Source organism: Sphingomonas sp. Leaf25 (assembly GCF_001421635.1).
Taxonomy (GTDB): domain Bacteria; phylum Pseudomonadota; class Alphaproteobacteria; order Sphingomonadales; family Sphingomonadaceae; genus Sphingomonas.
In genome coordinates, this window is record NZ_LMKU01000002.1 from 193157 (window position 1) to 214047 (window position 20891).

At 65.5% G+C, this 20891-nt stretch carries 29 protein-coding genes; 25 read left to right on the plus strand and 4 right to left on the minus strand.

The features are described from left to right. The first annotated feature begins 1 nt into the window (after nt 1). From rplB to rplQ, 24 genes are all read left to right on the plus strand, one after another. The gene (gene rplB / locus ASE78_RS01510; protein WP_055756917.1) at nt 2-850 is read left to right on the plus strand and encodes a 50S ribosomal protein L2; all 849 of its coding nucleotides are present in this window, start codon (nt 2-4) and stop codon (nt 848-850) included. Between the two features lie 4 nt (nt 851-854). Continuing rightward, nucleotides 855-1133: a 30S ribosomal protein S19 gene (gene rpsS, locus ASE78_RS01515; RefSeq protein WP_055756915.1), complete on the plus strand. Its 279-nt coding sequence runs from the start codon at nt 855-857 to the stop codon at nt 1131-1133. Further along, nucleotides 1133-1510 carry a 50S ribosomal protein L22 gene (rplV, locus tag ASE78_RS01520; protein WP_055756913.1) on the plus strand — a complete coding sequence of 126 codons (378 nt, stop codon included), beginning with the start codon at nt 1133-1135 and terminating at the stop codon, nt 1508-1510. The genes rpsS and rplV overlap by 1 nt, the downstream gene beginning before the upstream one ends. Continuing rightward, the gene (gene rpsC / locus ASE78_RS01525) at nt 1510-2220 is read left to right on the plus strand and encodes a 30S ribosomal protein S3 (protein WP_055756912.1); all 711 of its coding nucleotides are present in this window, start codon (nt 1510-1512) and stop codon (nt 2218-2220) included. The genes rplV and rpsC overlap by 1 nt, the downstream gene beginning before the upstream one ends. A 12-nt stretch (nt 2221-2232) precedes the next feature. Continuing rightward, nucleotides 2233-2664, plus strand: a complete 432-nt coding sequence (gene rplP, locus ASE78_RS01530) for a 50S ribosomal protein L16 (RefSeq protein ID WP_055756910.1) — start codon at nt 2233-2235, stop codon at nt 2662-2664. 2 nt (nt 2665-2666) lie between these two features. Beyond that, nucleotides 2667-2870: a 50S ribosomal protein L29 gene (rpmC, locus tag ASE78_RS01535; protein ID WP_055756906.1), complete on the plus strand. Its 204-nt coding sequence runs from the start codon at nt 2667-2669 to the stop codon at nt 2868-2870. Between the two features lie 11 nt (nt 2871-2881). Further along, entirely contained in the window at nt 2882-3154 is a 273-nt protein-coding gene (gene rpsQ, locus ASE78_RS01540) for a 30S ribosomal protein S17 (RefSeq protein WP_055756904.1), read from the plus strand. A 219-nt stretch (nt 3155-3373) separates the two neighbouring features. Next, complete coding sequence (gene rplN / locus ASE78_RS01545) at nt 3374-3742, plus strand: 50S ribosomal protein L14 (protein ID WP_055756902.1); 369 nt, start codon at nt 3374-3376, stop codon at nt 3740-3742. Further along, the gene (gene rplX / locus ASE78_RS01550; protein ID WP_055756900.1) at nt 3742-4056 is read left to right on the plus strand and encodes a 50S ribosomal protein L24; all 315 of its coding nucleotides are present in this window, start codon (nt 3742-3744) and stop codon (nt 4054-4056) included. Before rplN ends, rplX begins: the two co-directional genes overlap by 1 nt. Further along, nucleotides 4049-4633: a 50S ribosomal protein L5 gene (gene rplE, locus ASE78_RS01555; RefSeq protein ID WP_055756898.1), complete on the plus strand. Its 585-nt coding sequence runs from the start codon at nt 4049-4051 to the stop codon at nt 4631-4633. Before rplX ends, rplE begins: the two co-directional genes overlap by 8 nt. A gap of 60 nt (nt 4634-4693) precedes the next feature. After that, on the plus strand, nt 4694-4999 hold the full coding sequence (gene rpsN, locus ASE78_RS01560; RefSeq protein ID WP_055756896.1) for a 30S ribosomal protein S14: 306 nt from the start codon (nt 4694-4696) through the stop codon (nt 4997-4999). A 12-nt stretch (nt 5000-5011) separates the two neighbouring features. Continuing rightward, complete coding sequence (gene rpsH, locus ASE78_RS01565) at nt 5012-5407, plus strand: 30S ribosomal protein S8 (protein WP_033921102.1); 396 nt, start codon at nt 5012-5014, stop codon at nt 5405-5407. Then, nucleotides 5407-5940 carry a 50S ribosomal protein L6 gene (gene rplF, locus ASE78_RS01570; protein WP_055756890.1) on the plus strand — a complete coding sequence of 178 codons (534 nt, stop codon included), beginning with the start codon at nt 5407-5409 and terminating at the stop codon, nt 5938-5940. The genes rpsH and rplF overlap by 1 nt, the downstream gene beginning before the upstream one ends. Continuing rightward, nucleotides 5940-6296 carry a 50S ribosomal protein L18 gene (rplR, locus tag ASE78_RS01575; RefSeq protein ID WP_055756888.1) on the plus strand — a complete coding sequence of 119 codons (357 nt, stop codon included), beginning with the start codon at nt 5940-5942 and terminating at the stop codon, nt 6294-6296. Before rplF ends, rplR begins: the two co-directional genes overlap by 1 nt. A 3-nt stretch (nt 6297-6299) precedes the next feature. Continuing rightward, nucleotides 6300-7034, plus strand: coding sequence for a 30S ribosomal protein S5 (gene rpsE / locus ASE78_RS01580; protein ID WP_055756886.1), 735 nt, complete (start codon nt 6300-6302; stop codon nt 7032-7034). Between the two features lie 6 nt (nt 7035-7040). After that, complete coding sequence (gene rpmD / locus ASE78_RS01585) at nt 7041-7217, plus strand: 50S ribosomal protein L30 (protein WP_055756884.1); 177 nt, start codon at nt 7041-7043, stop codon at nt 7215-7217. Between the two features lie 172 nt (nt 7218-7389). Next, nucleotides 7390-8439: an acyltransferase family protein gene (locus ASE78_RS01590; protein WP_056492283.1), complete on the plus strand. Its 1050-nt coding sequence runs from the start codon at nt 7390-7392 to the stop codon at nt 8437-8439. 78 nt (nt 8440-8517) lie between these two features. Next, nucleotides 8518-9048 (plus strand): 50S ribosomal protein L15, encoded by a 531-nt coding sequence (rplO, locus tag ASE78_RS01595; RefSeq protein WP_055756882.1) that lies wholly within the window; start codon nt 8518-8520, stop codon nt 9046-9048. Nucleotides 9049-9216: 168 nt separating this feature from the next. Beyond that, nucleotides 9217-10587, plus strand: coding sequence for a preprotein translocase subunit SecY (gene secY / locus ASE78_RS01600; RefSeq protein ID WP_055756880.1), 1371 nt, complete (start codon nt 9217-9219; stop codon nt 10585-10587). Nucleotides 10588-10615: 28 nt separating this feature from the next. Further along, nucleotides 10616-11257: an adenylate kinase gene (locus tag ASE78_RS01605; protein WP_056492286.1), complete on the plus strand. Its 642-nt coding sequence runs from the start codon at nt 10616-10618 to the stop codon at nt 11255-11257. A 282-nt stretch (nt 11258-11539) separates the two neighbouring features. Next, nucleotides 11540-11908, plus strand: a complete 369-nt coding sequence (rpsM, locus tag ASE78_RS01610) for a 30S ribosomal protein S13 (protein WP_055756875.1) — start codon at nt 11540-11542, stop codon at nt 11906-11908. 105 nt (nt 11909-12013) lie between these two features. Beyond that, complete coding sequence (gene rpsK / locus ASE78_RS01615) at nt 12014-12403, plus strand: 30S ribosomal protein S11 (protein WP_055756871.1); 390 nt, start codon at nt 12014-12016, stop codon at nt 12401-12403. 93 nt (nt 12404-12496) lie between these two features. After that, nucleotides 12497-13561, plus strand: a complete 1065-nt coding sequence (locus ASE78_RS01620) for a DNA-directed RNA polymerase subunit alpha (RefSeq protein ID WP_055756869.1) — start codon at nt 12497-12499, stop codon at nt 13559-13561. 230 nt (nt 13562-13791) lie between these two features. Beyond that, nucleotides 13792-14214: a 50S ribosomal protein L17 gene (gene rplQ / locus ASE78_RS01625; protein WP_056492290.1), complete on the plus strand. Its 423-nt coding sequence runs from the start codon at nt 13792-13794 to the stop codon at nt 14212-14214. Between the two features lie 139 nt (nt 14215-14353). Here rplQ and ogt read toward each other — a convergent pair whose 3' ends face one another. Further along, a complete protein-coding gene (gene ogt / locus ASE78_RS01630) occupies nt 14354-14938 on the minus strand; it encodes a methylated-DNA--[protein]-cysteine S-methyltransferase (protein WP_321163066.1) in 585 nt (194 codons plus the stop codon). Between the two features lie 63 nt (nt 14939-15001). On the opposite strand from ogt, the gene ASE78_RS01635 reads away from it, so the two are divergent. Then, complete coding sequence (locus tag ASE78_RS01635; RefSeq protein ID WP_082466934.1) at nt 15002-15829, plus strand: bifunctional transcriptional activator/DNA repair enzyme AdaA; 828 nt, start codon at nt 15002-15004, stop codon at nt 15827-15829. A gap of 174 nt (nt 15830-16003) precedes the next feature. Here the strand turns inward: ASE78_RS01635 and ASE78_RS01640 are convergent, their stop codons facing one another. The 3 genes from ASE78_RS01640 to ASE78_RS01650 are packed head-to-tail and all read right to left on the minus strand — an operon-like array spanning nt 16004 to nt 20447. Next, nucleotides 16004-18019, minus strand: coding sequence for a M3 family metallopeptidase (locus ASE78_RS01640; protein ID WP_235514838.1), 2016 nt, complete (start codon nt 18017-18019; stop codon nt 16004-16006). Between the two features lie 11 nt (nt 18020-18030). Continuing rightward, nucleotides 18031-19383, minus strand: coding sequence for an L-serine ammonia-lyase (locus tag ASE78_RS01645; protein ID WP_056492295.1), 1353 nt, complete (start codon nt 19381-19383; stop codon nt 18031-18033). Beyond that, nucleotides 19380-20447, minus strand: a complete 1068-nt coding sequence (locus tag ASE78_RS01650) for a PLP-dependent cysteine synthase family protein (protein WP_321163067.1) — start codon at nt 20445-20447, stop codon at nt 19380-19382. Before ASE78_RS01650 ends, ASE78_RS01645 begins: the two co-directional genes overlap by 4 nt. Nucleotides 20448-20891: the final 444 nt, after the last annotated feature.

The window sequence follows — 20891 nt, forward strand, 5'->3', positions numbered from 1 at the left end:
CATGGCACTCAAGCAATATAATCCGACCACGCCGTCGCAGCGTGGCCTGGTCCTGATCGACCGTTCGGCCCTGTACAAGGGTCGTCCGGTCAAGGCGCTGACCGAAGGCAAGACCAAGTCGGGCGGCCGCAACAACAAGGGCCATGTGACCTCGCGCGGCATCGCGGGCGGTCACAAGCAGCGCTATCGCATCATCGACTTCAAGCGTCGCCTGTGGGACGTCGAAGGCACCGTGGAACGGATCGAATATGATCCCAACCGCACCGCATTCATCGCGCTCGTCAACTATGGCGAGATCGAGGGCAAGGCCAACGTCGCGTACATCCTCGCGCCGCAGCGTCTGAACGTCGGCGACAAGGTGATCGCCGGCAAGAAGACCGACGTGAAGCCGGGCAACGCGATGGAACTGGGCCAGGTGCCGGTCGGCACGATCGTCCACAACGTCGAGATGAAGCCGGGCAAGGGTGGCCAGATTTCCCGTTCGGCCGGCACCTATGTGCAGGTCGTCGGTCGTGACAAGGGCATGGTCATCGTCCGCCTGAACTCGGGCGAGCAGCGCTACATCCACGCCACCTGCATGGCAACGATCGGCGCGGTGTCGAACCCCGACAACCAGAACCAGAATCTGGGCAAGGCCGGCCGTAATCGCTGGAAGGGCATCCGCCCGCTGACGCGCGGCGTCGCCAAGAACCCGGTCGACCATCCGCACGGCGGTGGTGAAGGCCGGACCTCGGGCGGCCGTCATCCGGTCACGCCGTGGGGCAAGCCGACCAAGGGCGCGCGCACGCGGCATAACAAGGCGACGGACAAGATGATTATCCGTAGCCGTCACGCGAAGAAGAAGGGCTAAACGAATGGCTCGTTCCGTATGGAAGGGTCCGTTCGTGGACCTCAACCTGCTGAAGAAGGCGGAAGCCGCGCAGGACGCCGGCACCCGCGCCGGTCCGATCAAGACGTGGTCGCGTCGCTCGACCATCCTGCCGCAGTTCGTCGGACTGACGTTCAGCGTCTATAATGGCCGCAAGTTCGTGCCGGTTTCGGTCAACGAGGACATGGTGGGCATGAAGCTCGGCGAATTTGCGCCGACTCGCTTCTTCCCCGGCCATGCCGCCGACAAGAAGGGCAAGCGCTGATGAGCAAGCAGGCAGCACCGCGCCGCGTCGGTGACAAGGAAGCACTGGCCGTCGCGACGCAGGTTCGCGGTTCGGCGCAGAAGCTGAACCTCGTCGCCGCGCTGATCCGCAACAAGAACGTCGGCGATGCGATGAACATCCTGGCGTTCTCGAAGAAGGCGATGGCGGTCGATGTCCGCAAGTGCCTCGCTTCGGCGATCGCGAATGCGGAAAACAACCACAACCTCGACGTCGACGCACTCGTCGTCAAGGAAGCCTCGGTAGGCAAGTCGATCACGATGAAGCGTTTCGCGACCCGTGGTCGCGGCAAGTCGACGCGCATCCTGAAGCCGTTCAGCCGCGTGCGCATCGTCGTGTCCGAGGTGGAGGAAGCGTAATGGGTCACAAATCCAATCCCATCGGTCTGCGTCTGCAGATCAACCGCACCTGGGACAGCCGTTGGTACGCCGAAGGCGCCGACTATGGCCGTCTGCTGCTGGAGGATCTCAGGATTCGCCAGTTCATCATGAAGACGCTGCCGCAGGCGGCGATCTCCAAGGTGGTGATCGAGCGTCCGGCCAAGCTGTGCCGCATCTCGATCTTCGCGGCGCGTCCCGGCGTCATCATCGGCAAGAAGGGCACCGACATCGAAAAGCTTCGCAAGAAGCTCGGCTCGATGACCTCGTCCGACGTGTCGCTGAACATCGTCGAGATCCGCAAGCCGGAAATCGACGCCAAGCTCGTCGCACAGGGCATCGCCGATCAGCTCGAGCGTCGTATCGCCTTCCGCCGCGCCATGAAGCGTGCGGTGCAGTCGGCGATGCGTCTGGGTGCCGACGGCATCCGCGTTGCTTGCGGCGGTCGTCTGGGTGGTGCGGAAATCGCCCGGTCGGAAGGCTATCGCGAGGGCCGCGTGCCGCTGCACACGCTGCGCGCCAACCTCGACTATGCCGAGGCCGAAGCGCACACCGCGTACGGCGTCTGCGGCGTCAAGGTCTGGATCTTCAAGGGTGAGATCCTCGGCCATGACCCGATGGCGCAGGACCGGCTGATGATGGAGGCCCAGACCTCCGGCGTGCGCCCCGCGCGCGACGATCACCGCCGCTAAGGATGATGTGAGATGCTGCAACCAAAGCGCACCAAGTTCCGCAAGGCCTTCAAGGGCCGCATCCATGGCGATGCCAAGGGCGGTACGTCGCTGAACTTCGGGTCGTACGGCCTGAAGGCGATGGAGCCCGAGCGGATCACCGCCCGTCAGATCGAAGCGGCCCGCCGCGCGATCACCCGTCACATCAAGCGCCAGGGTCGCCTCTGGATTCGGATCTTCCCGGATCTGCCGGTGTCGTCGAAGCCTGCCGAAGTCCGCATGGGCTCGGGCAAGGGTTCGCCCGAATTCTGGGTCGCCCGCGTCAAGCCGGGTCGCATCCTGTTCGAACTGGACGGCGTGCCCGGCCCGCTCGCCGCGGAGGCGTTCGAACGCGCCGCGATGAAGCTGCCGATCGCGGTCAAGGTCGTCGCCCGTCTGGGCGACACCTCGCACCTGGAGGGTTGAGAATGACGAAGGCAACCGATCTTCGCACGAAGAGCGACGACCAGTTGGTCGAGGAACTGTCGAGCCTGAAGCGTGAGGCGTTCAACCTCCGTTTCCAGGCCGCGACCAGCCAACTGGAAAAGCCGACCCGCGTGAAGGAAGTCCGTCGCGACATCGCGCGGATCAAGACGCTGCAGGGCGAGCGTTCGCGCTCGTCCGACAAGTAAGGACGAGAGACATGCCGAAGCGCGTGCTGACCGGGATGATCGTCTCGGACAAGACCGACAAGACGGTGGTGGTCAAGGTAGAGCGGAAGGTGAAGCACCCGCTCTACGGCAAGATCATCCGCCGTTCGAAGAAGTACCATGCCCATGACGAGGGCAACGAGTATCGCGAAGGCGAGACCGTGCGCATCGAAGAGACCGCGCCGATCTCGAAGCTGAAGACCTGGAAGGTGATCGAGCGGGTGAACACCCACGCGACCCCTTCGGAAGTCGCGGCCGAGGCGTAAGCCTTCGCGGGGGGTGGGGGCCTTCGGGCCTCCGCCCCCCACGCAATTCCGGGGTCGAACCCGGATCGTATGGACGCGGACGGACGGGCCTTGCCTTTTCGTCATGGGGCGGTTATTGGGCCGCTCCCCCGGCGTGGACTCGCATAGTCCGCTGCCGGGGTTCATTTTTAGCAGGCGGGGACCGGTCGGAATCGGCCCCAAGGACAAGGAATCGCATCGATGATCCAGATGCAATCCAACCTTGACGTCGCTGACAACAGCGGCGCCAAGCGGGTGCAGTGCATCAAGGTGCTGGGCGGCTCGAAGCGCCGCACGGCAGGCGTTGGCGACGTTATCGTCGTCAGCATCAAGGAAGCCGCTCCGCGCGGCCGCGTGAAGAAGGGTGACGTGCATCGTGCCGTCATCGTTCGGACCGCCAAGGACATCCGTCGCGCCGACGGTTCGGTGATCCGTTTCGACGGCAACGCCGCGGTGCTGGTCAACAAGAACGAGGAGCCGATCGGCACCCGTATCTTTGGCCCGGTGGTTCGCGAGCTGCGCTCGAAGGGCTTCATGAAGATCATCTCGCTCGCCCCTGAGGTGCTGTAATGGCTTCCGCAAAGATCAAGAAGGGCGACACCGTGATCGTCCTGTCGGGCAAGGACAAGGGCAAGACCGGTCAGGTCGTGCTGTCGATGCCCAAGGACGACAAGGTCGTCGTGTCGGGCGTCAACATCGCCGTCCGTCACAAGAAGCCGACGCAGGCGGAGCCGCAGGGCGGTCTCGTCCGCTCGGAGGCGCCGCTGCACGTCAGCAAGGTCGCGCACGTCGTCGACGGCAAGCCGACCCGCGTTCGCTTTGAAATCCGTGACGGCAAGAAGGTCCGGGTCGCCGTAAAGGGCGGGGAGGTCATCAATGGCTGATACGTATACGCCACGCATGAAGTCGATCTATAACGATCGCATCATCAAGGCGATGACCGAGAAGTTCGGTTACAAGAACGCGCTCGAAGTGCCCCGGATCGAAAAGATCGTCCTGAACATGGGCGTAGGCGAAGCGACGCAGGACAAGAAGAAGGTCGAGCAGGCCGCTTCCGAAATGGAGCTGATCGCCGGCCAGAAGCCTGTCGTGACGAAAGCCAAGAAGTCGATCGCGCAGTTCAAGCTGCGTGAAGGCATGGCGATCGGTTGCAAGGTGACGCTGCGTCGCGAGCGGATGTACGAGTTTCTCGACCGCTTCCTGACGATCGCGCTGCCCCGCGTCCGCGATTTCCGTGGCCTGAGCCCCAAGTCGTTCGACGGCCGCGGCAACTATGCCTGCGGCATCAAGGAACAGATCGTGTTCCCCGAAATCAACTATGACCGCATCGACAAGGTGCGCGGCATGGATGTGATCGTGACCACCTCCGCCAAGACCGACGACGAGGCTCGCGAGCTTCTGCGTCTCTTCGGTTTCCCCTTCCCCCAGGAAGCGGACGCCGAGGAAAAGAAGGCGGCATAACCAAAACCGCTCCCCTTCGCCGGGGAGCGGCCTATGCTTTACTAGAGAGAGCTTAAGTCCATGGCGAAACTGAGTTCCGTGAACAAGAACGAGCGTCGGCGCGCGCTCGTCAAGAAATTCGCGCCCAAATATGCGAAGCTGAAGGCGATCGCAGCCGACCAGTCGCTCGACGAAACCGAGCGTCTGATCGCGCGGCTGAAGATGGCCGAGATTCCCCGCAACGGGAATCCGACCCGCATCCGCAACCGTTGCGAGCTGACGGGGCGTCCCCGCGGCTATTATCGCAAGTTCCGTCTCGCCCGCGTCATGCTGCGGGAACTGGCCAACAAGGGCCTGATCCCCGGCGTCACGAAGTCGAGCTGGTAAGGAACCTACAGCATGGCATTGACCGATCCCCTGGGTGACATGCTCACCCGCATCCGCAACGGCCAGCGCGCGCGCAAGGACAGTGTCCTGACGCCCGCCAGCAAGTTGCGTGCCCGTGTCCTCGACGTGCTTCAGCGCGAGGGCTACATCCGTGGCTACAGCGAAGAGCAGATGGGCCCCGCGGCCGGCATCCGCATCGAGCTGAAGTATTTCGAGGGCCAGCCCGCGATCAAGCATGTCGCGCGCGTCTCGAAGCCGGGTCGCCGCGTCTATTCGGGTTCGCAGGAACTGCCGAAGGTTCGCAACGGCCTTGGCATCACCATCGTCTCGACGCCGCGTGGCGTTCTGTCCGACGCCGAAGCGCGCGAACAGAATGTCGGTGGCGAAGTGCTCGCGGAGGTCTTCTGATGAGCCGCATCGGTAAGAAGGCAGTCCCGGTTCCGGCCGGCGTCACCGCCAACATCGCAGGGCGCGAGCTGAGCGTCAAAGGTCCCAAGGGCACGCTCACGCTGCCGCTGGCCGATGACATCGCCTATGCCGTCGAAGGCGACACCATCTCGGTGCAGCCGGCGAACGAAACCAAGCGCGCTCGCGCGTTCTGGGGCATGCAGCGCACGCTCGTGCAGAATCTGGTCACTGGTGTCACGACCGGCTTCACCAAGAAGCTGCTCATCACCGGCGTCGGCTATCGCGCCGCGGCACAGGGTCGTAACCTGAAGCTGCAGCTCGGCTACAGCCACGACGTCAACATCGACGTGCCGGAAGGCATCGAGATCAAGACGCCCGATCAGACCACGATCGAAATCAGCGGGATCGACAAGCAGAAGGTCGGTCAGATCGCTGCCGAGATCCGTCGTTGGCGTAAGCCCGAGCCGTACAAGGGCAAGGGCATCAAGTACGACGGCGAGTTCATCTTCCGCAAGGAAGGGAAGAAGAAGTAATGACCAAGGGTCTCTCTCTCTTCGCGAAGCGCCGTCGGCGCAATCGCACCGCGCTGAAGGCGCGTTCGGGCGGCCGTGCGCGGCTCTCGATCCATCGCTCGGGCAAGCACATCTATGCCCAGGTCATCGACGACGCGGCGGGTCGCACCGTTGCTGCGGCATCGACTCTGGAAAAGGACGTGCGTGGCACCTCGGGCGCGAACGTCGATGCCGCCAAGGGCGTTGGCACCCGCGTTGCGGAAGCGGCGAAGGCCGCCGGCGTGACGCAGGTCGTGTTCGACCGTGGCGGCTTCCTGTTCCACGGTCGCGTCAAGGCGCTGGCCGAGGCCGCCCGTGAAGCCGGATTGGAGTTCTAAGATATGGCTGACGAAAACAATCAGGCCGAAACCCCCGCCGCCGACGTGTCGGCAGCGCCGGGTGGCGAGCAGCCGCAGGGCCGTGGTCCCCGCGGTGGCCGTGGTCGTGGCGGTCCGGGTGGCCCGGGCGGCGGCGGCGGTCGCGGTGGTCGCGACGGCAATCGTGGCGGTCGTCGCGACGATCGTCGCGGCGGACAGGATGATGGTGGCGAGGAGCTGATCGAAAAGCTCGTCCACATCAACCGCGTGTCCAAGACGGTGAAGGGCGGCAAGCGCTTCGGTTTCGCGGCGCTGGTCGTCGTGGGCGACGGCAAGGGCCGCGTCGGCTTCGGCCATGGCAAGGCACGCGAAGTGCCCGAAGCCATCTCGAAGGCGACCGCCGCTGCCAAGAAGGCGATGGTCCGCGTTCCGCTCAAGGACGGTCGCACGCTGCACCATGACGGCAACGGCCACTTCGGTGCCGGTCGCGTGACGCTGCGGTCGGCGCCTGCCGGGACCGGCATCATCGCGGGTGGCCCGATGCGCGCCATCTTCGAATCGCTCGGCGTCGCCGATGTCGTGACGAAGTCGGTGGGCACGTCGAACCCGTACAACATGATCCGCGCGACCTTCGAGGCGCTGAACGACCAGTCGTCGCCGAAGGCGGTGGCCCAGCGTCGCGGCAAGAAGATCGCCGACCTGCTGGGTCGCGGTGGATCGCAGACCGCCGAGGCTGATGCCGCGGCGATCGTGGAGTAACGAGCGATGGCAACCGTCAAGATCACCCAGACCGGGTCGCCGATCCGCCGGACCAAGGACCAGCGCGCGACGCTGATCGGTCTCGGCCTCAACAAGATGCACAAGACCGTGGAACTGACCGACACCCCCGAGGTGCGCGGCATGATCCGCAAGGTGCAGCACATGCTGTCGGTCGAGGGCTGAGGCTCTTATCTGATCCATGTCTTCCGAAAGGGGGCGGACTTCGGTTCGTCCCCTTTTTCGTTTTAGCGAACCGGCCATGGCGGCGGCCGTCTTGCTTCCGCGCGCCTGGCCGGTAACTGCGACATCGTCATTGGCGGACATCTGCCGGAGACGATCGCGGGCAGGGGGATGAATGACCGGAACACCGATCGCGACGGCCGTTGGCGGATACCGCCCCTATCTTGATGGTTTAAGGTCGATCTGTATCCTCTTCACGATCGCGAACCATGTGCAGGGGGCGTCGTGGTGGGTGAACGGTTCGGTCGGTGTCGACATTTTCTTCGCGTTGAGTGGCTGGCTTATTACGTGGTTGTTGCTGGCGGAGCGGGGACGCACTGGACGGATTGATCTCCGGGCATTCTATATCCGCCGGGCGTTCCGCATCGTTCCGCTCTATCTGCTGATCTTGCTGTTGTACGGTGTGATTGCCACCCGGATGGGCGGTGGTGATCGCGCGACCGAATACTGGCAATCGCTGCCGTACATGCTGACCTTCACCATGGAATACCGGCCAGATACGATTGGATCGATGTTCCAGCCGGCGTGGACGCTGGGAATCGAAGAAAAATTCTATCTTCTATGGCCTGCGACTCTGGTTGCCGCCGGGCTGAGGTATCGTCTGGCCTGGTTGGCCGGACTTGGTGGGGTTACGGCGTTATTCGTAACTTTCGGTACGTCGGCGTTCGTGATCCGCGGGTATGTCGGACTCGGCCTTGGTAGCAGCGCCGCGCTACTGTTCTGGCATTGTCCCCGTCTGACACGACATGTCGCCGGGGCGCCTTACACGCTGCTCGGCTATCTTGCGGTGCTGTGCTGTTACGCCGGTTCGCTTCTCCAGCCGCATCCTTGGGCTTGGAATGTCTCGATCGCCGCTGCGGCGACGGTCGCGATCGCCGGCAGTTGGCTGAATCCCGATCAGGCAGTCGATCGCTTCCTCGCCATGCCATGGCTAGCATGGCTCGGAACGCTCACCTACGCGATCTACCTGATCCAGTCGCTCGCCATCGCGGTCGTTGAGCGCCTGTTCGAACGGTTTGGCCTGATACCGGAAGGTATCGCGGTCTATCTCGCAGCCTACGCCGCTTGCGTCGCGCTGGCCGTGCCGCTCCACTATGGGCTGGAGCGGCCGCTGATCGACCGTGGCCGCCGTCTTGCGCGCCGTTGGGCAAGGTGCGCTGACTGACAGGTTGCATTTTCGGTGTATTGCGTTAATGCGCCCGCCTCCACAACCGCGCGAACATAGCGAAAGCGAGTGCAACTCATGAAACTCAACGAACTCCGCGACAACAATGGTGCCCGCAAGAGCAAGATGCGCGTCGGACGCGGCATCGGCTCGGGCAAGGGCAAGACCGCCGGTCGCGGCCAGAAGGGCCAGAAGAGCCGTGAAGGCGTCTCGATCGCCGGGTTCGAGGGCGGCCAGATGCCGCTCCACATGCGGATCCCGAAGCGCGGCTTCAACAACATCTTCGCCAAGGACTATGCCGAGGTGAACCTCGGCGCGATCCAGAAGGCGGTCGACGCCGGCAAGATCGAAGCCGGCGCCACGCTCGACCATGCGGCGCTCAAGGCCGCCAACCTTGCCCGTGGCGGCAAGGACGGCGTGCGCCTGCTCGCCAAGGGTGAGCTGACTGTGAAGCTCAGCTTCACCGTCGCCGGCGCGTCGAAGTCGGCGATCGAGGCGGTCGAAAAGGCCGGCGGTTCGGTGTCGGTGATCGACGTCGTGCCGGCCGCCGAAAAGGCCAAGGCCAAGAAGGGCCAGACGCTCGCCGCCAAGAAGGCCGCGCACGCCTGAATCCCGCTCCCGCCCGGTCCCGGTCAACGCGACGGTTCGCCGCGCGACGACCGGGCCGGGCGGTATCCTAGGGGGTGGGCAACCACCCCTTAGACATCCCGGCCGCAACCCCTATATGGTCGCCGGGGGGTGGGCTCGCGGCCCGCCAGCATCATTCGGGACAAATCCATGGCATCGGCCGCCGATGGTCTTGCGACCAACATCAATCTATCGAAGTTCGGCAAGGCGACCGAACTGAAGAAGCGCCTGTGGTTCACGCTCGGCGCGCTCATCATCTTCCGCCTGCTCAGCTATGTGCCGCTGCCGGGGATCGACCCGACGCAGCTCGGCCTGCTGGCCAACCAGACGCAGGGCGGCGTCCTCGATTTCTTCAACACCTTTTCGGGCGGCGCGCTGACGCGCATGTCGGTCGTGGCGCTGGGCGTTATGCCCTACATCACCGCCTCGATCGTCGTGCAGCTCGCGACGTCGCTATCGCCGCAGCTCGCCGCCATCAAGAAGGAAGGCGAGTCGGGCCGCAAGAAGCTTAACCAGTATACCCGCTACGGTACGGTCGCGCTGACGGCGATCCAGGGCTATACCATCGCGGTCGGCCTCGAGGCGTTCGGCGCGTCGCAGGGCGTGGCGGCGGTGATCGAGCCGGGCCTCGCCTTTCGCGTCGCGGCAGTCATCTCGCTGATCGGCGGCACGATGTTCCTAATGTGGCTGGGTGAACAGATCACCAGCCGCGGCATCGGCAACGGCATCAGCCTCATCATCATGGCCGGCATCGTTGCGCATCTGCCGACCACGCTGCTGCAACTGTTCGAGGGCAGCCGTTCGGGCACGATGAACCCGATCACGCTGCTCGGCATCATCGTCGCGGTCGCTGGCCTCGTCCTGTTCATCTGCTTCATGGAGCGCGCGCAGCGCCGCATCCTGATCCAGTATCCCAAGCGCCAGACCGCGCGCGGGGTTCAGGCCGATCGCAGCCACCTGCCGCTCAAGATTAACACCGCCGGCGTCATCCCGCCGATCTTCGCGTCCTCGCTGCTGCTGATGCCGGTGACGATCACCCAGTTCGCAGGGCAAGCGACGGCGGGTGAGAGCCGCTGGGGCGATTTCATCATCTCGCTCAACCAGTATCTGGCGCATGGTCAGCCGCTTTACATGGCGTTGTACGGCCTCGGCATCGTGTTCTTCTCGTTCTTCTACACCGCCATCGTCTTCAACCCGGAAGAGACGGCGGACAATCTGAAGCGCTACGGCGGCTTCATTCCCGGCATTCGTCCGGGCAAGAATACCGAGAATTACTTCGATTACGTGCTGACGCGCATCACCGTGCTCGGCGCAGCGTATCTGGTCATCATCTGCCTATTGCCCGAATATCTGGTGTCGGCGCTGTCGATTCCCTTTTATCTCGGCGGTACCAGCCTGCTCATCGTCGTCAACGTGACGATGGACACGGTCACGCAGATCCAGTCGCACCTGCTGGCGCACCAGTATGGCGATCTCATCAAGAAGGCGAAGCTGAAGGGCGGCAACCGCGTCCGCGGTTGACCGGTCCATGGGCGCAAGGGGGCACACTATGGATATTATCCTTCTCGGACCGCCAGGTGCTGGCAAGGGCACGCAGGCCGCACGACTCGAGGCACGCGGCATGGTGCAACTGTCGACCGGTGACATGCTGCGCGCGGCGGTGAAGGCCGGCAGCCCGGTGGGGTTGCAGGCCAAGGCGGTGATGGACGCAGGCGAGCTGGTGTCCGACGCAATCGTCTCGGCACTGATCGGCGAGCGACTCGATCAGTTGGGCGACGATGGCGCGATCTTCGACGGCTATCCGCGCACCGCTGCGCAGGCCGACGCGCTTGACCTGCTGCTCGAGCATCGCGGTCGTAAGCTGACCCATGTCATCGAGCTGCTGGTCGACGAGGATGCGCTGGTCGAACGCATCGTCGGCCGCTTCACCTGTGGCAATTGCGGCGCGGGCTATCACGACACGTTCAAGCAGCCCGTCGTCGACGGCGTGTGCGACGTGTGCGGCGCGACCGAGTTCAAGCGCCGTCCCGACGACAACGAAGCGACCGTGCGTACCCGCATGGTCGAATATCGCGCCAAGACCGCGCCGATCCTGCCGCTCTACGAATCGCGCGGCCTCGTCCAGCGGGTCGACGGCATGGCGCCGATGGACGACGTGACTGCCCAGATCGCGGCGATCCTCGACAATTGACGGTTTCCCTCCCCGCATCGGGGAGGGAATACCCCCGGGGTTACGCCCCGGCGGCAAAGTGGTTGATGTCACGTGGCAAATCACCCACGTCTCGTCCCGAAAATGGTTCCGTTCGGCGGTTGACACACGCCCGGCCCCTCTCTAGTAGCGCTCTACTCCGACACCGATGATTTGCGGCGGCGTGTTTGCGCGCGCTGCCATCGCGCGTATCGGAAGAAGCAACGCTACGAGATGGGGTGCCGCTGCCATGCAGTGCCCCGTGGAGCTGGGAGAACCTAATTCATGGCACGTATCGCGGGTGTTAATATCCCGACCAACAAGCGCGTCATCATCGCGCTGCAGTATATCCACGGCATCGGCCCGGCCAAGGCCAAGCAACTGACCGACCAGCTCGGCATCGCCGCCGAGCGTCGCGTGCAGGACCTGTCGGACCAGGAGGTGCTCCAGATCCGCGAAGCGATCGACGCCTCGCATACCGTGGAAGGCGATCTGCGTCGCCAGACCGCGATGAACATCAAGCGCCTGATGGATCTCGCCTGCTATCGTGGCCTGCGTCACCGCAAGGGCCTGCCGGTCCGCGGCCAGCGCACGCACACCAATGCGCGCACCCGCAAGGGCAAGGCGAAGCCGATCGCGGGCAAGAAGAAGTAAGAACGATCCGGGGGATCGTTTTTTCTTCTTCTCCGCCGGAGGCAGGGTCGAGGCTGACAGCCTCCCGGCCTCCGTACCACGCTATACAGGTCAGGATTTCCAACAATGGCACGTGAACCGCAGCGCCTTCGCCGTCGCGAGCGCAAGAACATCACCGCCGGCGTCGCGCATGTGAACGCCAGCTTCAACAACACCATGATTACGATCACCGACGCGCAGGGCAATGCGATCTCGTGGTCGTCGGCCGGTGCGATGGGCTTCAAGGGATCGCGCAAGTCGACCCCGTACGCAGCCCAGGTCGCTGCCGAGGACGCCGGCCGCAAGGCCGCCGATCACGGCGTGCGCACCCTCGAGGTCGAAGTGAAGGGTCCGGGTTCGGGCCGTGAATCGGCGCTCCGCGCGCTGCAGGCCGTCGGGTTCCAGATCACGTCGATTCGCGACGTGACCTCGATCCCGCACAACGGCGTGCGCCCGTCGAAGCGTCGCCGCGTCTGATCCGTGCCTGCCCCCCCGCCGGGTTCGTCCGGCGGGGTTGTTCTTTCATGGCGCGGAACCGTCCCTTCCGCGCCGCCAAGCTAGGGGAAGCCCGTGTCCGTCAACGCTAAGAACTGGCAGGAACTCAAGAAGCCCAGCGGCCTCGAAAAGAAGCCGGGTGGCGATCCCAAGCGTCGGTCGACTTTCGTCGCGGAGCCGCTGGAGCGTGGTTTCGGCCTGACGCTCGGCAACGCGCTGCGCCGCGTGCTGCTCTCGTCGCTTCAGGGTGCCGCCGTCACCTCGATCAAGATCGAGAATGTGCTGCACGAATTCTCGAGCCTTGCCGGCGTCCGCGAGGACGTGACCGACATCGTGCTCAACGTGAAGCAGGTCGCGCTCAGGATGCAGGGCGAAGGCCCCAAGCGCCTGCAACTCTCCGTCACCGGCCCGGCCGAAGTGAAGGCGGGCGACATCGCCGTCACTGGCGACATCGAGGTGATGAACCCCGAACTGGTGCTGTGCCATCTCGATGATGGCGCGACGCTGAACATGGAACTGACCGCGGATGTGGGCAAGGGCTATGTCCCCGCCGCCGGCAACCGCCCGGCCGATGCGCCGATCGGTCTGATCCCCGTCGATGCGCTGTATTCGCCGGTCCGTCAGGTCAGCTACAAGGTCGAGAACACCCGCGTTGGGCAGGAACTCGATTACGACAAGCTGACGCTGACGATTGAGACCGACGGCACCGTGACCCCGGAGGACGCGCTCGCCTATGCCGCGCGCATCCTGCAGGATCAGTTGGCGCTGTTCGTCCACTTCGACGATTCGTCGCTGCCGCGCGCGGCGACGACCGGCACGCAGGTCGCTGCACCGCAGAGCGAAGGTCAGGGTGACACCGCCCAGATCAACCGTTATCTGCTCAAGAAGGTCGACGAGCTCGAACTGTCGGTTCGCTCGGCCAACTGCCTGAAGAACGACAACATCATCTACATCGGCGATCTGGTTCAGAAGACCGAGGCCGAGATGCTGCGTACGCCGAACTTCGGCCGCAAGTCCTTGAACGAAATCAAGGAAGTGCTCTCCTCGATGGGTCTGCGCCTCGGCATGGACATCCCGGGTTGGCCGCCCGAGAACATCGAGGAAATGGCGAAGAAGCTGGAACAGGAAATTATGGGCTGATTTTGCACCGGGGCAAGCAAGCTTGCCCCGGAGACAAAACCAGCCCGGCCGGCGGGTGGCTTTCAGCCAACCCGACCGACGCCAGCGGCTTTGCCGCTGGCCGCCCGGCAGAAGAACTACGGTGACGGCCCAAACCGCCACCTAGAAGACAGGCGACGGGTGGCGGCCTTCAACAGCCACCTGCTCTGGGGTTCCGTGACACGGCCCCTTAACGAACGAAGGACTTTCCCATGCGTCATCGCGTCGGCGGCCGTAAGCTGCAACGTACCTCGGCCCATCGTATTGCGCTGTTCCGCAACATGTCGGCCGCGCTCATCAAGCATGAGCAGATCACCACCACCGTCGCCAAGGCGAAGGAACTGCGCCCCTACGTCGAAAAGCTCATCACGCTGGCGAAGAAGGGTGGCCTGTCCAACCGTCGTCTGGCGCATGCCCGGCTGCTCGACGACGCGCAGCTCGTGAAGCTGTTCGGCGTGCTGGCGACCCGCTATGCCGACCGCAACGGCGGCTACACCCGCATCATCAAGGCCGGCATCCGCGCGTCGGACGCCTCGCCGATGGCGATCATCGAGTTCGTCGACCGCGACGTGTCGGCCAAGGGCCAGGATTCGGGCCCGGTCCTGAACGACGAGGATTTCGACGAAGCCGCCTGATCGGGCAGCCTGATCGAATCGGACAAGGGCGGTCGCACGATGGTGCGGCCGCCCTTTTTCCTATGGTCGATCCGACGATGCCGCGAGCCATCCCGATCGTCACCCCGGAACAAGTCCGGGGTGACGATCGGGGCAGGGCTCATCCCCCGAACAACCCGTCACGCCGCTCATGCGCCAGCAACCACCGTTTGCGCTCGACGCCGCCGGCATAACCGGTCAGCGCGCCCGACCGGCCAATGATCCGGTGGCATGGCACGACGATCGCGACCGGGTTTGCGCCATTGGCCATGCCCACCGCGCGTACCGCACTCGGTCGGTCGATCATCGCCGCGATGTCGCCATAGCTGACGGTGTCGCCCGCCTTTACCCGCCGCAACGCTGCCCAGACCGCACGCTGGAACGTGGTGCCGCCGGTCACGGTCGGCAGCGAATCGATCGCCGTCAGATCCCCCGCGAAATAGGCCGTCACGGCATCGACGGCAGCGCCGGTCGCCGCGGCCGGAGCGATCGACCAGCCCGCCACCCCGTAATGCCGGTCGAGCAGCCGCCGCATCCGCGCATCATAATCGGCGAAGTCGAGCGCGCGCAGCGCTCCGGTGGCATCGGTCAGCAGGACGACCTCACCGATCGGAGTCGACAGGCGGTGTTCGGACAGGGGCAGGGGCTGGATCATGACCCGCACCGTGCCGGGCACGCCGCGACCGTGCCAGCGGAATCCGGACATGGCAGTGCGCTCAGGTCCGTTTCCCGCTGGTCGCGCGACCCCCGACCCGGCAGGATCGCACCCATGCTCGATCCCGATAGCTGCTACGCCGCGCTCGAACGGCGCGATCCCGCGATGGACGGCCGTTTCTTCGTCGGCGTCACGACCACCGGCATCTATTGCCGCTCGGTCTGCCCGGCGCGTACCCCGGCGCGCTCGCATGCCCGCTTCTATCCCGGTGCGGCGGCGGCGCAGGCGGCCGGGTTCCGCCCCTGTCTGCGCTGCCGCCCCGAAACCGCGCCAGACAGCCCGGCATGGGTCGGCACCCGCGCCTCGATCGACCGCGCGTTACGGTTGATCGACGAAGGCGCGCTGGCGGAGGGGAGCGTCGTCGATCTCGCCGACCGCCTCGGCATGACCGACCGGCATCTGCGCCGGTTGTTCGAGCGCCATCTCGGCGCGGGGCCGCTGGCGATCGAGGCCACGCGGCGGCTGAACCTCGCCAAGCAACTGATCCATGATACGGCGTTGTCACTGACCGACATCGCCTTTGCCGCCGGCTTCGGCAGCGTCCGCCGTTTCAACGAGGTGTTTCTGAGCGCATTCGACCGCCCGCCCTCGGCGCTGCGGCGGGGCGGCGCACCGGCCGATCCGGTCGCGCCGATCACCGTCCTGCTCGCCCTGCCGCCCGGCCCGACGCCGGTCGTCCCCGGCACGTTATCGCTCGATCAGGGGGCGGTGACGCTGATCGAGCGACGCGGCGGATCGGTGCGAGTCGCGCTCCACGGCGTAGCGCTGGCCGATCTCGGTCGGACGATCGCGGCGGCGAGGCGGGCGCTGGCGGCGGGCTGTCCTACATCGCCGCCGTGCGTCACAACGTCCGATGCGGGGGATGGGCTTCGGTCGGGCTGAGATGCCGGCCCTATCCATCAACACCTTCATCAAGTCCGGCGACGTTCGCTCCAGAGCGTGCTTAGTGTAAACTTTGTAAACTTTGGAGGCACGTCGCGGGCAAAGCCCGCGTCGTCGGACGGCGCTTTGGGCGCCGCCGGCCGGTCGCGCCTTGGGCGGCTCGGCGTAGCTTCGCTACGCCTCGCCCGGCGCGACTGGCGCGACCAGCCCGTGCCGCTCCAGCATCGCCTGCGGATCGGGATCGCGCCCCCGGAACGCCCGGAACAACTCGATCGCCGGCCTGACCGACCCTTGCGACAGGACGCACGCCCGCAACCGGTCGCCGGTCGCGCGGTCGACGGTCCCGGCCTCGGCGAAGGCGGCAAAGCCGTCCGCCGCCAGCAGCTCGGCCCACAAATAGCTGTAATAGCCAGCGGCATAGCCCCCGGCGAAGATATGCGCGAAGGCGTGAGGAAAGCGGTGCCATTCGGGCGGGCGGACCACCGCCACCTCGTCCCGCACCGATTCGATCACCGCCATCGGATCATCGCCATGGACGCCCAGATGCAGCAGCAGGTCGAACATCGCGAACTCGATCTGCCGGACGAGGAACATCCCCGACTGAAACCGCCGCGCCGCCAGCATCCGCTGGAACAGCGCGTCGGGCAACGGTTCGCCGGTGTCGCCATGCCCCGACATGGCGGCGAGCACCCCGGCGTCCCACGCGAAGTCCTCCATCAACTGGCTGGGCAGCTCGACCGCGTCCCACTCGAACCCCGACGTGCCCGAAATGTCGGGCCGGGGGACGCGGGTGAACAGATGATGCAGGCAATGCCCCGTCTCGTGGAGCAACGTCGTCACATCGTCATGGCTGAGCAACGGCGTGGCCGCTCCGGTCGGCGCGAAGTTGCAGACGAGATAGGCAACCGGCAGGCTCGGCGAATCACCGTCGAGAAACGGCCGGGCAGGGGCCATCCACGCGCCGCCCTTTTTGCCCGCACGCGCATGCAGGTCGAGATACAGCCCGGCGAACACGCCGGTCGCATCGGCCACATCGTAATAGCGGACGTCGGGATGATAGGTCGCGACATCGCTCCGCTCGGTCAACGTCACGCCGAACAGCCGGACGAGCAGCGCCTGCCATCCGTCAAGCACCCGATCGACCGGGAAATAGGCCTTGATCGCCGCATGATCGATCGCATGGGCATGGCGCTTCAACCGGTCGCCGACGAAGCCGATGTCCCACGGTTGCAGATCGTCGAGGCCGAGATGTTCGGCGGTAAAGGCGCGCAATTCGGCGACTTCGGCCTCGGCATGCGGTTTGGCCCGCGCGGCCAGATCGCGCAGGAACGCCAGCACTTCGCCCACGTCGGGCGCCATCTTGGTGCTGAGCGAGCGCGCGACCGGATCGGCGAACCCCAGCAGCGTCGCGGCCTCGTGGCGCAGCGCGAGGATGCGGCGGATGCGATCGCCATTGTCGAACTGCCCGGCGTGCGGCCCCTGATCCGACGCGCGCGTGCCATAGGCGCGGTACACCTCGGCGCGCAGCTCGCGGTCCTCGGCAAAAGTCAGCACCGCGACGACGCTCGGCTGTTGCAGCGTGACCAGCCAGCCCTCCAGATCGCGGGCCTGCGCGGCGGCGGCCATCATCGCCCGGTCGGCTTGCCCGAGCCCCGCCAACCGCGACTCGTCGGTCAGGTGCAGCGTCCACGCATCGGTCGCATCGAGCACGGCGCTCGCGAACTCGGTCTGCAACGCCGACAATTCGGTCGCCACGGTCTTGAACCGCTCGCGCGCCGCATCGTCCAGCGCGACCCCCGCCAGCGTCCGGTCGCGGATCGACCGTTCGACCGCGATCCGGTCGGCGTCGGGCAACATGGCGAAATCGGGGGTGGTCGCCAGCGCGCGCAACCGGTCGAACATCGCCCGGTCCTGCTGCGCGGCGATGCCGCGTTCGGTCAATACCGCCTGCCCCTGCGCATGCGCGGCGCGCAGCGCGGGGCTGTCCTGCACCGCATGCAGGTGCCACACGCTCGACCAGAAATTGTCGATCGCGACATCGGCGCGCTCGATCGGCAGCCACGTCGCCGCGAACGTCGGCGGACCGTCCAGTGCGGTGGCGCTGGCGGCATCGCGTTCGGCCAGCAAGGCATCGAGCGTCGCGCTGATCGAATCGGGGGTGATCGCGGCGAAATCAGGCAGGTCGGACAAACGGGCTTCCTTCAACATTCGACGACGTTGACCGCCAGACCACCCTGGCTGGTCTCCTTATACTGGCTCTTCATGTCCTCGCCGGTCTGGCGCATGGTCTCGATCACCTGATCGAGACTGACGATGTGGCGACCATCGCCGTGCAGCGCCAGATAGGCGGCGTTGATCGCCTTGATCGCGCCCATCGTGTTGCGCTCGATGCACGGGATCTGCACCAGTCCGCCGATCGGATCGCAGGTGAGGCCGAGGTTGTGCTCCATGCCGATCTCGGCGGCATTCTCGACCTGCGCCGGCGTCGCGCCGAGTGCCGCGGCAAGGCCCCCCGCCGCCATCGAACAGGCGACGCCGACCTCGCCCTGGCATCCCATCTCGGCGGCCGAGATCGAGGCGTTCTGCTTGTAGAGGAAGCCGATCGCCGCCGCGCTCATCAACAGCGCGCGGCTGCCCTCGCGGGTCGATCCATGGACGAACGTCTCGTAATATTTCAGCACCGCCGGAATGACGCCGGCGGCGCCATTGGTCGGCGCGGTGACGACCCGGCCGCCGGCGGCATTCTCTTCGTTCACCGCCAGCGCCCACAGGCTGACCCATTCGAACACGACGCCGGGGTCGCTGCGCGGACCGCGTTCGAGCAGCTTCTCGCGGATCGCCCGCGCGCGCCGCTGCACCTTCAGCCCGCCGGGCAGTTCGCCGCTGCCGGCGCACCCGCGATCGATCGAGGCGAGCATCGCCGCGCGCACCGCGTCGAGAAAGCCGTCCGTCTCGGCCTCGGGCCGCCACGCGCCTTCATTGGCGGCGACGATCTCGGCGATCGACTGGCGGGTTTCGGTACAGAGCGCCAGCAGGTCGTTACCGCTCGCAAAGGGATGCGGAAGCGTCAGGTTGATTCGCGGGGCTGCCTCGCCCTCGGCGCGGATCGCCCCGCCGCCGATCGAATGATAGCGGCGCGTGATCCGGCTGCCGTCGGCCAGCACGGCGGTAAACGCCATGGCGTTGGGATGCCCGGGCAGGAACCCCGGATGGAAGATCAGGTCGCGCGCCGGATCGAACGCGATTCCCACCTGTCCGGCGATCGCAAGCGCCGTCGTGTCATGGATCGTGGCGACGATGCCTGCAACCGCGTCGGGATCGACTCCCTCCGGCGTCGCGCCCGAAAGCCCCAGCAATACCGCGACATCGGTTGCATGGCCCCGCCCGGTCAGCGACAACGACCCATAGAGATCGCAGAAGACCCGCGCCGGGGTCAGCCCGTCCTCGACTAGCATCGTCGCAAACGCATGCGCTGCCCGCATCGGGCCGACGGTATGCGAACTGGATGGGCCGATGCCGATGGTGAACAGGTCGGTGACGCTGAGCGGTGTCATGCCGCTGCCAGGAAAACGGCATGACGCGCCGCCGATTCGCGCCAGTCGATCCCCTTCGCCGCCAGCCAGGCGTCGTCGTGATAGGTATCGGCATAGCGCAGTCCCGAATCGCACAGGATGGTGACGATCGATCCCGCCTCGCCCGCCGCCGCCATTTCCGCGACCAGCGTGGCGCAGGCGGCGATGTTGGTCCCGGTCGATCCGCCGACCGGCCGCCCGAGCCGCGCGCCGATCGCGCGCATCGCGCCGATGCTCTCGGCATCGGGAACGGCGATCATCCGGTCGATGACGGCGGGAACGAACGACGGCTCGACCCGTGGCCGCCCGATCCCCTCGATTCCCGAACATTCGCCCTCGACGGTACGGATGGCGGGATCGCGGTAATGGCGGTGGAACACCGACGCTTCGGGGTCGGCGACGCACAGCCGGGTGGCATGCCGCCCATAGCGGATGAAACGACCGAGCGTCGCCGACGTGCCGCCGGTGCCCGCGCCGCAGACGATCCACGTCGGTTCGGGATGATCCTCCTTCGCCATCTGCGCGAAGATCGATTCGGCGATATTGTTGTTGCCGCGCCAGTCGGTGGCCCGTTCGGCATAGGTGAACTGGTCGAGATAATGGCCGCCGCTCGCATCGGCCAACCCCTGTGCGGCGGCATAGACCTCGCGCGGATCGTCGACGAAATGTACGTCGCCTCCCTGGAAACGGATCGCCTCGACCTTGGCGCTGGCGATGCTGCGCGGCACGACCGCGATGAAGCGCAGTCCGATCAGCCGCGCGAAATAGGCTTCGGACACGGCGGTCGACCCGCTCGTCGCCTCGACCAGCACCGTATCGGGGCCGATCCACCCGTTGCACAGGCCATAAAGGATCAGCGAACGGGCGAGGCGATGCTTCAGGCTGCCCGAAGGATGTACCGATTCGTCCTTGAGGTAGAGGGTAATGCCGGGGGTGCGCGGCAGTTCGATGCGGATCAGGTGCGTATCGGCGGAACGACAAAAGTCGGCCTCGAGCCGGCGGATCGCCTCCAGCGTCCACGGGCGGTCATACAGGGGGGCGGTCACGACAACGATCCTCTCATCCGATACCATCTACCGCCTTATGCCGCGTGGACCGGGCAGGGGGAAGGTGTCGCCCGAACGTGCCGCAGCGGGGCGGAAACCGGGGCTGGGTGCGTAAAAACGCATGGAACCGAAAAAAGTGAAGAATCGTTGTTGACGCCTTCCAGCGACGCCCATATAAGCAGCTTCACCGGACGACGAGACGCTCTTCGCTTCTCCCGCCGGTTGCCTCGCTGGCCTTCGGGTCGCTCCGCTGAAGCGGATAGCGAGATTGCTCTTTTTATACCGGATCATGGTTCCGATCAATTGATCGGGGCCACTGTTCCGGTCCTCCCCATCGCCGGTTCGCTGGCGCTTCCACCACACGGTGCGAAGCAGGGAAGTTCTTTGACATTGTTGATGTAGATGAAGGGACATGTGGGCGGCGGCTTGCGGTCTGAGCCATTC